Source organism: Streptomyces sp. NBC_00670, from assembly GCF_036226765.1.
Taxonomy (GTDB): domain Bacteria; phylum Actinomycetota; class Actinomycetes; order Streptomycetales; family Streptomycetaceae; genus Streptomyces.
In genome coordinates this window covers 1,293,453-1,308,932 of record NZ_CP109017.1, presented here as the reverse complement: position 1 = coordinate 1,308,932, position 15,480 = coordinate 1,293,453, and the positions used below count along the sequence as shown (strand labels likewise).

Genomic DNA, 15,480 nt, shown 5'->3' with positions numbered 1-15,480 from the left:
CAGTGTCGGGGCGCGAGCACTGAGGAGCTTCGTTGAGCAGGCTGCGTTGGCTGACCGCGGGTGAGTCCCACGGTCCCGCACTTGTCGCGACGCTGGAGGGCCTTCCCGCCGGCGTGCCGATCACCACCGACATGGTGGCCGACCACCTGGCGAGGCGACGGCTCGGCTACGGGCGCGGCGCCCGGATGAAGTTCGAACGCGACGAGGTCACCTTCCTGGGCGGGGTGCGGCACGGGCTGACGCTGGGCTCCCCGGTCGCGGTCATGGTGGGCAACACAGAGTGGCCCAAGTGGGAGCAGGTGATGGCGGCCGACCCGGTCGACGCCGAGATCCTCGCCGGGCTGGCCCGCAACGCCCCGCTGACCCGTCCCCGCCCCGGCCACGCGGACCTGGCCGGCATGCAGAAGTACGGCTTCGACGAGGCCCGGCCGATCCTGGAGCGGGCCTCCGCCCGCGAGACCGCCGCCCGGGTGGCCCTCGGCGCGGTGGCCCGGTCGTACCTGAAGGAGACCGCCGGCGTCGAGATCGTCTCCCACGTCGTGGAGCTGGCGGAGGCCAGGGCGCCCTACGGCGTGTACCCGACGCCGGCGGACGTGGAGCGGCTGGACGCGGACCCGGTGCGCTGCCTGGACGCGGACGCCTCCGCGGCGATGGTCGACCGGATCGACCAGGCCCACAAGGACGGCGACACCCTCGGCGGCGTGGTCGAGGTGCTGGCGTACGGCGTGCCGGTGGGGCTCGGCTCGCACGTGCACTGGGACCGGCGGCTGGACGCCCGGCTCGCCGCCGCGCTGATGGGCATCCAGGCCATCAAGGGCGTCGAGGTCGGCGACGGCTTCGAACTGGCGCGGGTGCCCGGCTCGCAGGCGCACGACGAGATCCTCGCCACCGACGAAGGCATCCGGCGCTCCTCCGGGCGCTCCGGCGGCACCGAGGGCGGTCTCACCACGGGTGAGCTGCTGCGGGTGCGGGCGGCGATGAAGCCCATCGCGACGGTGCCCAGGGCGCTGAAGACGGTGGACGTGGCCACCGGCGAGCAGGCACAGGCCCACCACCAGCGCTCGGACGTGTGTGCGGTGCCGGCGGCCGGGATCGTGGCGGAGGCCATGGTCGCGCTGGTCCTGGCCGACGCCGTCGCGGAGAAGTTCGGCGGCGACAGCGTGCCCGAAACCCGCCGCAACGTCACCTCCTACCTCGAGAACCTGGCGATCCGGTGAGCGCCGTACCGGTCGTCGTCCTGGTCGGCCCGATGGGCGTGGGCAAGTCCACCGTGGGCGAACTGCTCGCCGAGCGGCTCGGCGTGACCCACCGGGACACCGACGCCGACATCGTCGCCGCGCAGGGCCGCACCATCTCCGAGATCTTCGTCGACGAGGGCGAGGCGGTCTTCCGCGCCCTGGAGAAGGACGCCGTGCGGCGGGCGCTGGCCGAGCACGACGGCGTCCTGGCGCTCGGCGGCGGCGCGGTCCTGGACCCGGACACCCGCGCCCTGCTCGCCGGGCACCGGGTCGTCTACCTCACGATGGACGTCGAGGAGGCCGTCCGGCGCACGGGTCTGAACGCCGCCCGGCCGCTGCTGGCCCTCAACCCGCGCAAGCAGTGGCGCGAGCTGATGGAGGCCCGGCGGCACCTGTACGAAGAGGTCGCCACGGCGGTGGTGGCCACGGACGGACGCGGCCCGGAAGAGGTCGCGCAGGCGGTCCTGGACGCAGTGGAGTGGAAAGAGACATGAGCGAGTCGGTGACACGGATCCAGATCGGCGGCACCGCGGGCAGCGAGCCGTACGAGGTCCTGGTGGGCCGTCAGCTCCTGGGCGAGCTGGGCGCGCTGATCGGGCCGAAGGCCAAGCGGGTCGCGGTCGTGCACCCCGAGGCGCTCGCCGAGACGGGCGAGGCGCTCCGCGCCGACCTCGCCGAACAGGGGTACGAGGCGATTGCCATCCAGGTGCCGAACGCGGAGGAGGCCAAGACCGCCGAGGTCGCCGCCTACTGCTGGAAGGCGCTCGGGCAGTCCGGATTCACCCGGACCGACGTGATTGTCGGCGTCGGCGGCGGCGCCACCACCGACCTGGCCGGCTTCGTCGCCGCGACCTGGCTGCGCGGGGTGCGCTGGATCGCCGTCCCCACCACCGTGCTCGCCATGGTGGACGCGGCGGTCGGCGGCAAGACCGGCATCAACACCGCAGAGGGCAAGAATCTGGTGGGCGCGTTCCACCCGCCCGCGGGCGTGCTGTGCGACCTGGCGGCGCTGGACTCGCTGCCGGTCAACGACTACGTCTCCGGACTCGCGGAGGTCATCAAGGCCGGATTCATCGCCGACCCGGCCATCCTCGACCTCATTGAGGAGGACCCGCAGGCGGCCCGTACGCCGGACGGACCGCACACCGCCGAGCTGATCGAGCGCTCCATCCGGGTCAAGGCCGAGGTCGTCTCCGCCGACCTCAAGGAGGCCGGACTGCGCGAGATCCTCAACTACGGGCACACGCTCGGGCACGCCATCGAGAAGAACGAGCGCTACAAGTGGCGGCACGGCGCGGCCGTCGCCGTCGGCATGCATTTCGCCGCGGAGCTCGGCCGGCTGGCGGGCCGCCTGGACGACGCGACCGCCGACCGGCACCGCGCGGTCCTGGAGTCCGTGGGGCTCCCGCTGCACTACCGGCACGACCAGTGGCCGCGCCTCCTGGAGAACATGAAGGTCGACAAGAAGTCCCGCGGCGACCTCCTCCGCTTCATCGTCCTGGACGGCCTCGCCAAACCCACGGTCCTGGAGGGCCCGGACCCGGCGGTCCTGCTGGCGGCTTACGGGGAGGTCGGCGAGTAGCCGGGGGGCACGCGGGGGCTCGGGGGGCGTCCCCCGGTCATCTCGATGGGCCCAGGGGGCACCCCCGTCACCCTTCGGGGCCCAGGGGGCGGAGCCCCCTCGGGGGCAGGGGCGGGAGCCCCGGAATCGGCCCGGGGGCGGGAGCCCCTCACCCACCCGTGGGGCGGAACCCCGCACGCACCCGGGGCGGAACCCCGCACGCACCCCGGGACGGAGCCCCTCATCCCCCGGCCGTTCACACAAGAACGGCCAAGAACGGTACCGTTCGGTGGGCAGCGGGCCGTCGGACCCCCGCGGCCAGCGCCGACAGCCTGTACGAGACGGAGTGGCACCGGATGCAGCACGCAGGGGGAGCTCCGCTGCCGCCGCCCCCTCGGCCGGGGCAGCCGCCGGCGACCGTGTGGTCGTCGGCCGGGCACCACCCCCAGGGCCCCCACGGCCGCCCGGGCCCCGCCCCGGCGACACCGCCCGGCTTCGGCGGAGGACCGGTGCCGCCCCCCGGCGGCCCGTCCACGCACCTGCCCGCGCACCCGGCGCCCCCGCACCACACCCCCGCCCCGGCGGGCCCGCCCGCACCCCCCGCGCCGCCGGCACCCCCCGTACCCACCGGCCCGCCCGCCCCCGCGGGCCCGCCCGCGGGCTCCGGGCCGCAGCCGCCGCCCGCACCGCCCGCCGGCCGGCCGCCCCGCCCGGACACCACGGGGCACATGACGCTCCCGCCCGGTGGCCCCGTCGGCATCCCGCACGTTCCGCCCGCCGCGGGCGCACCCGACGTCACGGCCACCACGCTCGCCGTGCTGCTGATCGGCCCCGCCGGCGCCGGCAAGACCAGCGTCGCCAAGTACTGGGCGGACCGCCGCCGCGTCCCCACGGCGCACATCAGCCTCGACGACGTGCGCGAATGGGTGCGCTCCGGCTTCGCCGACCCCCAGTCAGGCTGGAACGACAACTCCGAGGCCCAGTACCGCCTCGCCCGCCGCACCTGCGGCTTCGCCGCGCGCAACTTCCTGGCCAACGGCATCTCCTGCATCCTGGACGACGCCGTCTTCCCCGACCGTCCGGTCGTCGGCCTCGGCGGCTGGAAGCGGCACGTGGGTCCGGGCCTGCTGCCGGTCGTGCTGCTGCCCGGCCTGGAGATCGTCCTGGAGCGCAACGCCGAGCGCTCGGGCAACCGCCGCCTCACCGACGAGGAGGTCGCCCGTATCCACGGCCGCATGGCCGGCTGGTACGGCTCGGGCCTGCCGATCATCGACAACTCCCACCTGGACATCCCCTCCACCGCCCGGCTCCTGGACGACGTCCTGGCCCGCGCGATAGCGAGCCCGCCGACCTGGTAGCGCCCGCGCGGTGGACCGCCCGCTCGGCGGCTCCCAACCGGCACAAATCGCCCACACCCCATAGGCTCGGGACATGTCCGAGGTGTACGCGATCCGCCGCAACCGCCTGAGGGACCGCTGCAGCGCGAGCGGCAGCGCGACGGCGCTGATCTCCCGCCCCGTCAACGTCCGCTACCTCGCCGGCGCCGCGCCCCGGGGTGCGGTCCTGCTGCTCGGCCGCGACGAGGACCTGCTGCTCAGTCCCGGCCCGCCCGATCCGCAGCCCGGCGTCGACCGCCTCGACGAGTCGCTGCGGACTCACATCCTGCCCGGCGGCACGGGAGCCCCGGGCGCGTCCGGCGGCGACGCGGCGGTCGCCGCCGCGGACCTGGCCGCCGGCCAGGGCGCCGAATCCCTCGCGGTGGAGGAGCACCACCTCACCGTCGCCCGCCACCGCGCCCTGCGCTCCGTCGCCCCCGGGCTGCGCCTGGACGACGTCGGCGGCGTCGTCGAACAGTTGCGGCTCGTCAAGGACGAGGAGGAGATCTCCCTGCTGCGCGTCGGCGCGGAGATCGCCGACCAGGCGCTCGGCGAGCTCCTGGAGTCGATCCTGGTCGGCCGCACCGAGCGGCACCTCGCCCTGGAACTGGAGCGCCGCCTGGTCGACCACGGCGCCGACGGCCCCGCCTTCACCACCTCCGTCGCCACCGGACCCCATTCGGGGCGCCGCGGCCACCGCCCCACCGACCGCCGCGTGGAGGAGGGCGACTTCCTCACCGTCTGCCTCGGCGCCGCCTACCACGGCTACCGCTCCGAGATCGGACGTACGTTCGTCATCGGGACCTCGCCCGCCGACTGGCAGATCGAGCTGTACGACCTGGTCTTCGCCGCCCAGCGGGCCGGACGCGAGGCCCTGGCACCCGGCGTGGCCTGCCGGGACGTGGACCGGGTGACACGCCAGGTCATCGACTCCGGAGGGCACGGCGACGCGCTCCCGCCGATGACGGGACACGGCGTGGGACTGGAAATCGAAGAGGACCCTCAATTGGCCCCCGCGGCCATGGGTAAACTGGACGCTTGCGTGCCGGTCACCGTCGAACCGGGGGTTCACCTCCCGGGACGGGGCGGTGTCCGGATCGATGACACGCTCGTCGTACGCCCCGAGGCGGACGGCGGACCCGAGCTACTCACCATCACGACCAAGGAGCTGCTCGCGCTCTAGCCTCGCGCTGTGCGTACGCTCCCGGGTCGTCCACGTCAGTCCAGTCCAGGAGATTCCGCAACCGTGGCTTCCACGAACGACCTCAAGAACGGCCTGGTGCTCAAGCTCGAAGGCGGCCAGCTCTGGTCCGTCGTCGAGTTCCAGCACGTCAAGCCCGGCAAGGGCCCGGCATTCGTGCGCACCAAGCTCAAGAACGTGCTCTCCGGCAAGGTCGTCGACAAGACGTTCAACGCCGGCGTCAAGGTCGAGACGGCCACTGTCGACAAGCGCGACATGCAGTTCTCCTACATGGACGGCGACTACTTCGTCTTCATGGACATGGAGACCTACGACCAGCTCATGGTCGACCGCAAGGCCGTCGGCGACGCCGCCAACTTCCTGATCGAGGGCTTCACCGCCACCGTCGCCCAGCACGAGGGCGAGGTGCTCTTCGTCGAGCTGCCGGCCGCCGTCGAGCTGACGGTCCAGGAGACCGAGCCGGGCGTCCAGGGCGACCGCTCCACCGGCGGCACCAAGCCCGCCACGCTGGAGACCGGCCACCAGATCCAGGTCCCGCTCTTCATCACCACCGGTGAGAAGATCAAGGTCGACACCCGTTCGAGTGACTACCTCGGCCGGGTGAACAGCTAACCGTGGCTGCCCGTAACACGGCCCGCAAGCGCGCCTTCCAGATCCTCTTCGAGGGCGACCAGCGTGGCGCCGACGTCCTGACCGTGCTCGCGGACTGGGTCACGCTCTCCCGGAGCGACACCCGGCAGCCGCCGGTCAGCGAGTACACGATGCAGCTCGTCGAGGGCTACGCGGAGCACGCGACGCGGATCGACGAGCTGCTCGCGCAGTACGCGGTCGGCTGGACGCTGGACCGGATGCCGGTGGTCGACCGCAACATCCTGCGGCTCGGTGCCTACGAGCTGATCTGGGTCGACGAGACCCCGGACGCGGTGGTGCTCGACGAGATGGTGCAGCTCGCCAAGGAATTCTCCACGGACGAGTCGCCGGCCTTCGTCAACGGCCTCCTGGGCCGCCTGAAGGAGCTCAAGCCGTCGCTGCGGCGCGCCTAGGGCCTCCGCAGCACCACAAAGCCGCCGGGGTGGCGGGAACCGGAGAAGGTTTCCCGCCACCCCGGCGGCACGTTTCTGCGTGAGAGCGCCGGTCAGGCGTCCTCGTGGGCGACCGCGCGGCGCGCGTCCGCGTCCAGGACGCCCCAGCCGATCAGCTGCTCGGTGAGGACCGAGGGCGACTGGTCGTAGATGACGGCGAGTGTCCGCAGGTCGTCCTGGCGGATGGAGAGCACCTTGCCGTTGTAGTCGCCGCGCTGGGACTGGATCGTCGCCGCGTAGCGCTGCAGGGGGCCGGCCTTCTCCACCGGGACCGTGGCCAGCCGCTCCAGGTCGAGGACGAGCTTCGGCGGCGGCTCGGCGGCCCCGCCAGGCGTGGTGCCCGGCAGCAGCTCCTGCACCGGAACCCCGTAGAAGTCCGCCAGCTCGGCGAGGCGCTGCACGGTGACGGCGCGGTCGCCGCGCTCGTACGAACCGACGACGACGGCCTTCCAGCGGCCCTGGGACTTCTCCTCGACACCGTGGAGGGACAGCCCCTGCTGGGTGCGGATGGCCCGGAGCTTGGCCCCGAGCTGTTTGGCGTATTCGCTGGACATATGGCTCCCGGACACTGTGTCGACGTGCGGCGCGGCCGCGCGGCTGGTGACTCACTGTGAGGTTACGCAGCGTGACTCTGCCCCGTCAAGCGGAATCGGTCGGCCCGACCCTTCCGCGTACGGACGACGGGTGGTGACGCCGTTCGGGTGGTGTCCGGCGGCCGAGGGGGTGACCGGACGGCGGGTCGGGCGGGGAACGGGCGGAAGCCGGGGGGCCGGGCGGGGGTCCGCCGGGCGACCTGGTAGCGTGGATGGCGCAAATCCGACGTCCTTTAAGGTCCGTCCCGTGAGGCGGAGAAGGAGGTCCGTTTCGTATGGACAGTTCAGACAAGCCGGTCACGTCAGACGAGCCGGCCGCACAGGCCGACGCGCACGCGTCCGAGGCCCGGCCCGTGCTCGAAGGACCCGACATCGCGCGGGTACTGACCCGTATCGCCCACGAGATCGTCGAACGCGCCAAGGGCGCCGACGACGTGGTGCTCCTCGGCATTCCGACCCGGGGCGTCTTCCTCGCCCGCCGGCTCGCCGCCAAGCTCGAACAGATCACCGGCCGTCCGGTCCCGGTCGGCTCCCTCGACATCACGATGTACCGCGACGACCTGCGCATGCAGCCCCCGCGTGCGCTGGCCCGCACCGAGATCCCCGGTGACGGAGTCGACGGCCGCCTCGTCGTCCTCGTCGACGACGTGCTCTTCTCCGGGCGCACCATCCGCGCCGCCCTGGACGCGCTCGGCGACATCGGCCGGCCGCGCGCCGTGCAGCTCGCCGTCCTCGTCGACCGCGGCCACCGCGAACTCCCGATCCGTGCCGACTACGTCGGCAAGAACCTCCCCACGTCGCTGCGGGAGACGGTCAAGGTCCAGCTCTCCGAGGAGGACGGCCGCGACACCGTGCTGCTCGGCGTGAAGCCGGCCGCCCCGGGCGCCCAGCCGTAGCTTCCGGCGTGCGACGCCGTCGTACGCCTGCCGCGAGCGAGCCCCGCCGGGCACGCGTGCGCCCGCGCGCGTGTCGCCCGCCACCGGAAGAACCGGACCCGGAAACCGCTCCCGGAACCGGACCGGAACAACCGCCGCCGGACCCCGCGTCCGCGAGGCGCCCCGCCTCCCGGACGCCGAGCCCCGGACCCCGGCCCCCTGCCCCGAACCGCCCTACGGAGCCTGAAAAAGATGCAGCGTCATCTCATCTCGGCCGCCGACCTCACCCGCGACGACGCCGTCCTGATCCTCGACACCGCCGAGGAGATGGCACGGGTCGCCGACCGGCCGATCAAGAAACTGCCCACCCTGCGCGGCCGTACCGTCGTCAACCTCTTCTTCGAGGACTCGACCCGCACCCGGATCTCCTTCGAGGCCGCCGAGAAGCGCCTGTCGGCGGACGTCATCAACTTCACCGCCAAGGGCTCCAGCGTGTCCAAGGGGGAGTCCCTGAAGGACACCGCGCAGACCCTGGAGGCGATGGGCGTGGACGCCGTCGTCATCCGGCACGGTGCCTCCGGCGCCCCCTACCGGCTGGCGAACTCCGGCTGGATCGACGCCGCCGTGATCAACGCGGGCGACGGCACCCACCAACACCCCACCCAGGCCCTCCTGGACGCCTTCACCATGCGCCGCCGCCTGGTCGGCCGGGACGCCGGGCTCGGCCAGGACCTGGCGGGCATGCGCGTCACGCTCGTCGGCGACGTGCTGCACAGCCGGGTGGCCCGCTCCAACGTCGACCTGCTGCACACGCTGGGCGCCGAAGTCACCCTGGTCGCCCCGCCCACCCTGCTGCCGGTCGGCGTGGAGAGCTGGCCCTGCGAGGTCGCCTACGACCTCGACGGCGTGCTCCCCAAGTCCGACGCGGTGATGATGCTCCGCGTCCAGCGCGAACGCATGAACGCCGCGTTCTTCCCGACCGAGCGCGAGTACTCCCGCCGCTACGGCCTCGACGCCGACCGCATGGCGCGGATGCCCGACCAGGCCATCGTGATGCACCCCGGCCCGATGGTCCGCGGCATGGAGATCACCGCCGAGGTCGCCGACTCGCCGCGCTGCACCGCCGTCGAGCAGGTCGCCAACGGCGTCTCGATCCGCATGGCCGTCCTGTACCTGCTGCTCGGCGGCAACGAACCTGCCGTCCCGCACGCCCGCACCACCGAGGAGAAGTGACCGGCATGAGCAAGACCCTGATCCGCGGTGCGAAGGTGCTCGGCGGCGCGCCGCAGGAAGTCCTGATCGACGGCGAAACGATCATGCAGATCGGCCCGGACCTCCCCGCCGCCGACACCGGGGGCGCGGAGATCGTCGAGGCCGACGGCAAGGTGCTGCTGCCGGGCCTGGTCGACCTGCACACCCATCTGCGCGAGCCCGGCCGCGAGGACTCCGAGACGGTGCTGACCGGTACCCGCGCGGCCGCCTCCGGCGGCTACACGGCCGTCTTCGCCATGGCCAACACCTTCCCGGTCGCCGACACCGCCGGCGTGGTCGAACAGGTGTACCGGCTCGGCCGGGAGCACGGTTACTGCGACGTCCAGCCCATCGGCGCCGTCACCGTCGGCCTGGACGGCAGGAAGCTCGCCGAGCTCGGCGCCATGCACGACTCGGCGGCCGGCGTCACCGTCTTCTCCGACGACGGCAAGTGCGTCCACGACGCCGTGATCATGCGCCGCGCCCTGGAGTACGTGAAAGCGTTCGGCGGCGTCGTCGCCCAGCACGCCCAGGAACCGCGGCTCACCGAGGGCGCCCAGATGAACGAGGGCGTCGTCTCCGCCGAGCTCGGCCTCGGCGGCTGGCCCGCCGTCGCCGAGGAGTCGATCATCGCCCGGGACGTGCTCCTCGCCGACCACGTCGGCTCCCGCGTCCACATCTGCCACCTGTCCACCGCGGGCAGCGTCGAGATCGTCCGCTGGGCGAAGTCGCGCGGCATCCGGGTCACCGCCGAGGTCACCCCGCACCACCTGCTCCTCACCGACGAACTGGTGCGCAGCTACAACCCGGTCTACAAGGTCAACCCGCCGCTGCGCACCGAGGCCGACGTGCGGGCGCTGCGCGAGGCACTGGCCGACGGCACCATCGACATCGTCGCCACCGACCACGCCCCGCACCCGCACGAGGACAAGGACTGCGAGTGGGCCGCCGCCGCCATGGGCATGGTCGGCCTGGAGACCGCGCTGTCAGTGGTCCAGGAGACGATGGTGGAGACCGGGCTGCTGGACTGGGCCGGGGTCGCCGCGCGCATGTCCGTCACGCCCGCCGAGATCGGACAGGCGCACGGCCACGGCCGGCCCGTCTCGGCAGGTGAGCCCGCCAACCTCACCCTGGTCGACACGGCATACCGTGGGCAGGTGGACCCCGCGGGCTTCGCCTCGCGCAGCCGCAACACCCCGTACGAGGGCCGCGCGCTGCCGGGCCGTGTCACCCACACCTGGCTCCGGGGCAGGGCCACGCTCGTCGACGGGAAGCTCACGTGACAACTCTGCAGCTGCTGGCCGCCGAACAGAAATCGGCGGAAGTGACCGACTGGGCCGCCCGCATCGGCTGGCTGATCGGCATCGCCCTTGTCGTCGCGCTCGTCTACTGGCTGATGCGCGAGGGCTGGAAATGGCGCGGCACCCTCCAGAACGACCTCCCGGAGCTCGCCACCGCGCCGGAGGACCCGGGCCCGGTCAGACTGACGATGAGCGGCCGCTACCACGGCTCCACCACCGCCGGGCAGTGGCTCGACCGCATCGTCGCGCGCGGCCTGGGCACCCGCAGCCGCGCCGAGCTCACCCTGACGGACGCCGGACTGGACGTCGTACGCCCCGGGGCGGCCGACTTCTTCGTCCCGGCCGCCGCGCTGCGCGGGGCCCGGCTCGACAAGGGCATCGCCGGCAAGGTCCTCTCCGAGGGCGGGCTGCTGGTCGTCACCTGGCAGCACGGCGACAAGGCGATCGACTCCGGGTTCCGCTCCGACCACGCGGCCGAGCACCTGGAGTGGGTCGAGGCCCTGAACCACATGATCAACAAGACGGAAACGGAAGGCGCACGATGACCACCTCCACAAGGGGAGCCAAGGTTCCCGCCGTACTCGTCCTGGAGGACGGCCGTATCTTCCGCGGCCGTGCCTACGGGGCCGTGGGGGAGACCTTCGGCGAAGCGGTGTTCTCCACCGGCATGACCGGCTACCAGGAGACCCTGACCGACCCCTCGTACCGCCGCCAGGTCGTCGTGATGACCGCCCCGCACGTCGGCAACACCGGCGTCAACGACGAGGACCCCGAGTCCCGGCAGATCTGGGTCGCCGGCTACGTCGTGCGGGACCCCGCGCGCGTGCCCTCCAGCTGGCGCAACCGGCGCACCCTCGACGAGGAGCTGGCCGGCCAGGGCGTCGTCGGCATCTCCGGCATCGACACCCGCGCCCTCACCCGCCATCTGCGCGAGCGCGGCGCCATGCGCGTCGGCATCTTCAGCGGCGACGCCGTGCGGGACGACGTCACCCTGCTGGCCCGGGTCCAGGAGGCCCCCCAGATGAAGGGCGCCAGCCTCTACGAGGAGGTCACCACCCCGGAGGCGTACGTCGTCCCGGCGCAGGGTGAGAAGAAGTTCACCGTCGCCGCGATCGACCTCGGCATCAAGGGCATGACCCCCCACCGCATGGCCGAGCGCGGCATCGAGGTGCACGTCCTGCCCGCCACCGCCACGCTCGACGAGGTCTACGCGGTCGCCCCGGACGGCGTGTTCTTCTCCAACGGCCCGGGCGACCCGGCCACCGCCGACCACCCCGTCTCGCTCATGCGGGGCGTCCTGGAGCGCGGCACGCCGCTGTTCGGCATCTGTTTCGGCAACCAGCTCCTCGGCCGCGCCCTCGGCTTCGGCACCTACAAGCTGAAGTACGGCCACCGCGGCATCAACCAGCCCGTGCAGGACCGTACGACCGGCAAGGTCGAGGTCACCGCGCACAACCACGGCTTCGCCGTCGACGCCCCCACCGACAAGGTCTCCGAGACCCCCTTCGGCCGCGCCGAGGTCTCCCACGTCTGCCTCAACGACAACGTGGTGGAGGGCCTCCAGCTCCTCGACAAGCCGGCCTTCAGCGTCCAGTACCACCCCGAGGCGGCGGCCGGACCGCACGACGCCGCCTACCTGTTCGACCGTTTCACGTCTTTGATGGAGGGCCAGCGTGCCTAAGCGCACCGATATCCAGTCCGTCCTGGTCATCGGCTCCGGCCCGATCGTCATCGGCCAGGCCGCCGAGTTCGACTACTCCGGCACCCAGGCGTGCCGCGTCCTCAAGGCCGAGGGCCTGCGGGTGATCCTGGTCAACTCCAACCCGGCGACGATCATGACCGACCCGGAGATCGCCGACGCCACCTACGTCGAGCCGATCACCCCGGAGTTCGTCGAGAAGATCATCGCCAAGGAGAACCCCGACGCGCTGCTGCCCACCCTGGGCGGTCAGACGGCCCTGAACACGGCGATCTCCCTGCACGAGAACGGCGTCCTGGAGAAGTACGGCGTCGAGCTGATCGGCGCCAACGTGGCGGCCATCCACAAGGGCGAGGACCGCGACCAGTTCAAGCTGGTCGTCGAGGAGGTCCGCAAGAAGATCGGGCACGGCGAGTCCGCCCGCTCGGTCATCTGCCACACCATGGACGACGTCCTCCAGGGCGTCGACACCCTCGGCGGCTACCCCGTCGTCGTCCGTCCCTCCTTCACCATGGGCGGCGCCGGCTCCGGCTTCGCCCACGACGAGGAGGAGTTGCGCCGCATCGCCGGCACCGGCCTCACCCTCTCGCCGACCACCGAGGTGCTCCTGGAGGAGTCCATCCTCGGCTGGAAGGAGTACGAGCTGGAGCTGATGCGCGACCGGAACGACAACGTCGTGGTCGTCTGCTCCATCGAGAACTTCGACCCCATGGGCGTGCACACCGGTGACTCCATCACCGTCGCCCCGGCGATGACGCTCACCGACCGCGAGTACCAGATCCTGCGCGACATGGGCATCGCGATCATCCGCGAGGTCGGCGTCGACACCGGCGGCTGCAACATCCAGTTCGCGGTCAACCCGGAAGACGGCCGGGTCATCGTCATCGAGATGAACCCCCGGGTGTCGCGGTCCTCGGCGCTCGCCTCCAAGGCGACCGGTTTCCCCATTGCCAAGATCGCCGCCAAGCTCGCCGTCGGCTACACCCTCGACGAGATCCCCAACGACATCACCGAGCAGACCCCGGCCTCCTTCGAACCCACGCTCGACTACGTCGTCGTCAAGGCCCCGCGGTTCGCCTTCGAGAAGTTCCCCTCCGCCGACTCCACGCTGACCACCACCATGAAGTCGGTCGGCGAGGCCATGGCGATCGGCCGGAACTTCACCGAGGCCTTCCAGAAGGCGCTGCGCTCCCTGGAGAAGAAGGGCAGCCAGTTCACCTTCGTCGGCGACCCCGGCGACAAGGCGGCGCTCCTCGAAGAGGCCGTGCGCCCCACCGACGGCCGGATCAACGCCGTCATGGGCGCCATCCGCGCGGGCGCCACCCCCGAGGAGGTCTTCGAGGCCACCAAGATCGACCCCTGGTTCGTCGACCAGCTCTACCTCCTCAAGGAGATCGCCGACGAGCTCGCCTCCGTCGAGCGCCTGGACGCCGGTCTGCTCGCCGAGGCCAAGCGGCACGGCTTCTCCGACCAGCAGATCGGCGAGATCCGCGGCCTGCGCGAGGACGTGGTGCGCGAGGTGCGGCACGCGCTGGGCGTACGCCCCGTCTACAAGACGGTCGACACCTGCGCCGCCGAGTTCGCCGCCCGGACGCCGTACTTCTACTCCTCCTACGACGAGGAGAGCGAGGTCGCCCCGCGCGAGAAGCCCGCGGTGATCATCCTGGGCTCGGGTCCGAACCGCATCGGCCAGGGCATCGAGTTCGACTACTCCTGCGTCCACGCCTCCTTCGCGCTGAGCGACGCCGGCTACGAGACCGTGATGGTCAACTGCAACCCGGAGACCGTCTCCACCGACTACGACACCTCCGACCGGCTCTACTTCGAGCCGCTCACCCTGGAGGACGTCCTGGAGATCGTCCACGCCGAGCAGCAGGCCGGCCCCGTCGCGGGCGTCCTGGTCCAGCTCGGCGGCCAGACCCCGCTCGGCCTCTCGCAGGCCCTCAAGGACAACGGCGTGCCCGTCGTCGGCACCTCCCCGGAGGCCATCCACGCCGCCGAGGACCGCGGCGCCTTCGGCCGCGTGCTCGCCGAGGCCGGACTGCCCGCCCCCAAGCACGGCACCGCCACCACCTTCGCCGAGGCCAAGTCCATCGCCGACGAGATCGGCTACCCGGTGCTGGTGCGGCCCTCCTACGTGCTCGGCGGACGCGGCATGGAGATCGTCTACGACGAGACCCGGCTGGCGGCGTACATCGCCGAGTCCACCGAGATCAGCCCCTCCCGGCCGGTCCTGGTCGACCGCTTCCTCGACGACGCCATAGAGATCGACGTCGACGCCCTCTACGACGGCACCGAGCTCTACCTCGGCGGCGTCATGGAGCACATCGAGGAGGCCGGCATCCACTCCGGCGACTCCGCCTGCGCCCTGCCCCCGATCACCCTCGGCGGCTACGACATCAAGCGGCTGCGCGCCTCCACCGAGGCCATCGCACGCGGGGTCGGCGTCCGCGGACTGATCAACATCCAGTTCGCGCTCTCCGGCGACATCCTCTACGTCCTGGAGGCCAACCCGCGCGCCTCCCGCACGGTGCCCTTCACCTCCAAGGCGACCGCGGTGCCGCTGGCCAAGGCCGCCGCCCGCATCTCGCTCGGCGCCACCGTCGCCGAACTGCGCGCCGAGGGGCTCCTGCCGAGGAACGGCGACGGCGGCACCCTGCCGCTGGACGCGCCGATCTCCGTCAAGGAGGCCGTACTGCCCTGGAGCCGCTTCCGGGACACCTCCGGTCGCGGCGTCGACACCGTGCTCGGCCCCGAGATGCGTTCCACCGGCGAGGTCATGGGCATCGACTCCGTCTTCGGCACGGCGTACGCCAAGTCGCAGGCCGGCGCCTACGGCCCGCTGCCCACCAAGGGCCGCGCGTTCATCTCGGTCGCCAACCGCGACAAGCGCTCCATGATCTTCCCGGCCCGCGAACTGGTCGCCCACGGCTTCGAACTGCTCGCCACCTCCGGCACCGCCGAGGTGCTGCGGCGCAACGGCATCGACGCCACCGTCGTGCGCAAGCAGTCCGAGGGCCCCGGCCCGAACGGCGAGAAGACCATCGTCCAGTACATCCACGACGGCGAGGTCGACCTCATCGTCAACACCCCGTACGGCACCGGCGGCCGCCTCGACGGCTACGAGATCCGCACGGCGGCCGTGTCCCGCTCCGTGCCCTGCCTGACGACGGTCCAGGCGCTGGCCGCCGCCGTCCAGGGCATCGACGCCCTCCACGCCGGCGGCGTAGGGGTGCGCTCCTTGCAGGAACACGCCGAATTCCTGACCGCGGCCCGCGACTGACGGACGAGGGGGACACCGGA

14 protein-coding genes are annotated in these 15,480 nt (G+C 72.2%); 13 read left to right on the top strand and 1 reads right to left on the bottom strand.

Annotation, left to right across the window (positions count from 1 at the left end; genetic code table 11):
• The first annotated feature begins 32 nt into the window (after window positions 1–32).
• The 7 genes from aroC (at window position 33) to nusB (ending at window position 6,419) form a co-directional block, all read left to right on the top strand.
• Window positions 33–1,217 carry a chorismate synthase gene (aroC, locus tag OIE12_RS05750; RefSeq protein ID WP_329132399.1) on the top strand — a complete coding sequence of 395 codons (1,185 nt, stop codon included), beginning with the start codon at window positions 33–35 and terminating at the stop codon, window positions 1,215–1,217.
• A 32-nt stretch (window positions 1,218–1,249) separates the two neighbouring features.
• Entirely contained in the window at window positions 1,250–1,732 is a 483-nt protein-coding gene (locus OIE12_RS05745; protein ID WP_329141740.1) for a shikimate kinase, read from the top strand.
• Window positions 1,729–2,820, top strand: a complete 1,092-nt coding sequence (gene aroB, locus OIE12_RS05740) for a 3-dehydroquinate synthase (protein ID WP_329132397.1) — start codon at window positions 1,729–1,731, stop codon at window positions 2,818–2,820. The genes OIE12_RS05745 and aroB overlap by 4 nt, the downstream gene beginning before the upstream one ends.
• Window positions 2,821–3,155: 335 nt before the next feature.
• Window positions 3,156–4,157: an AAA family ATPase gene (locus tag OIE12_RS05735; RefSeq protein ID WP_329132395.1), complete on the top strand. Its 1,002-nt coding sequence runs from the start codon at window positions 3,156–3,158 to the stop codon at window positions 4,155–4,157.
• A 73-nt stretch (window positions 4,158–4,230) separates the two neighbouring features.
• Window positions 4,231–5,358 (top strand): aminopeptidase P family protein, encoded by a 1,128-nt coding sequence (locus tag OIE12_RS05730; RefSeq protein WP_329132392.1) that lies wholly within the window; start codon window positions 4,231–4,233, stop codon window positions 5,356–5,358.
• A 63-nt stretch (window positions 5,359–5,421) separates the two neighbouring features.
• Window positions 5,422–5,988, top strand: a complete 567-nt coding sequence (efp, locus tag OIE12_RS05725; protein WP_329132390.1) for an elongation factor P — start codon at window positions 5,422–5,424, stop codon at window positions 5,986–5,988.
• Between the two features lie 2 nt (window positions 5,989–5,990).
• The gene (nusB, locus tag OIE12_RS05720; protein WP_329132388.1) at window positions 5,991–6,419 is read left to right on the top strand and encodes a transcription antitermination factor NusB; all 429 of its coding nucleotides are present in this window, start codon (window positions 5,991–5,993) and stop codon (window positions 6,417–6,419) included.
• Between the two features lie 92 nt (window positions 6,420–6,511).
• Here nusB and bldD read toward each other — a convergent pair whose 3' ends face one another.
• Window positions 6,512–7,012 carry a transcriptional regulator BldD gene (gene bldD, locus OIE12_RS05715; RefSeq protein WP_329132386.1) on the bottom strand — a complete coding sequence of 167 codons (501 nt, stop codon included), beginning with the start codon at window positions 7,010–7,012 and terminating at the stop codon, window positions 6,512–6,514.
• 314 nt (window positions 7,013–7,326) lie between these two features.
• On the opposite strand from bldD, the gene pyrR reads away from it, so the two are divergent.
• The 6 genes from pyrR to carB all read left to right on the top strand — a co-directional run bounded on the left by pyrR (window position 7,327) and on the right by carB (window position 15,460).
• The gene (gene pyrR / locus OIE12_RS05710) at window positions 7,327–7,947 is read left to right on the top strand and encodes a bifunctional pyr operon transcriptional regulator/uracil phosphoribosyltransferase PyrR (protein ID WP_329132384.1); all 621 of its coding nucleotides are present in this window, start codon (window positions 7,327–7,329) and stop codon (window positions 7,945–7,947) included.
• A gap of 231 nt (window positions 7,948–8,178) precedes the next feature.
• Entirely contained in the window at window positions 8,179–9,159 is a 981-nt protein-coding gene (locus OIE12_RS05705) for an aspartate carbamoyltransferase catalytic subunit (RefSeq protein WP_329132382.1), read from the top strand.
• Between the two features lie 5 nt (window positions 9,160–9,164).
• The gene (locus tag OIE12_RS05700; RefSeq protein ID WP_329132380.1) at window positions 9,165–10,460 is read left to right on the top strand and encodes a dihydroorotase; all 1,296 of its coding nucleotides are present in this window, start codon (window positions 9,165–9,167) and stop codon (window positions 10,458–10,460) included.
• On the top strand, window positions 10,457–11,023 hold the full coding sequence (locus tag OIE12_RS05695) for a PH-like domain-containing protein (RefSeq protein ID WP_329132379.1): 567 nt from the start codon (window positions 10,457–10,459) through the stop codon (window positions 11,021–11,023). Before OIE12_RS05700 ends, OIE12_RS05695 begins: the two co-directional genes overlap by 4 nt.
• Window positions 11,020–12,159 (top strand): glutamine-hydrolyzing carbamoyl-phosphate synthase small subunit, encoded by a 1,140-nt coding sequence (gene carA, locus OIE12_RS05690; RefSeq protein ID WP_329132377.1) that lies wholly within the window; start codon window positions 11,020–11,022, stop codon window positions 12,157–12,159. Before OIE12_RS05695 ends, carA begins: the two co-directional genes overlap by 4 nt.
• Window positions 12,152–15,460: a carbamoyl-phosphate synthase large subunit gene (carB, locus tag OIE12_RS05685; RefSeq protein WP_329132375.1), complete on the top strand. Its 3,309-nt coding sequence runs from the start codon at window positions 12,152–12,154 to the stop codon at window positions 15,458–15,460. The genes carA and carB overlap by 8 nt, the downstream gene beginning before the upstream one ends.
• The last annotated feature ends 20 nt before the right edge of the window (window positions 15,461–15,480 follow it).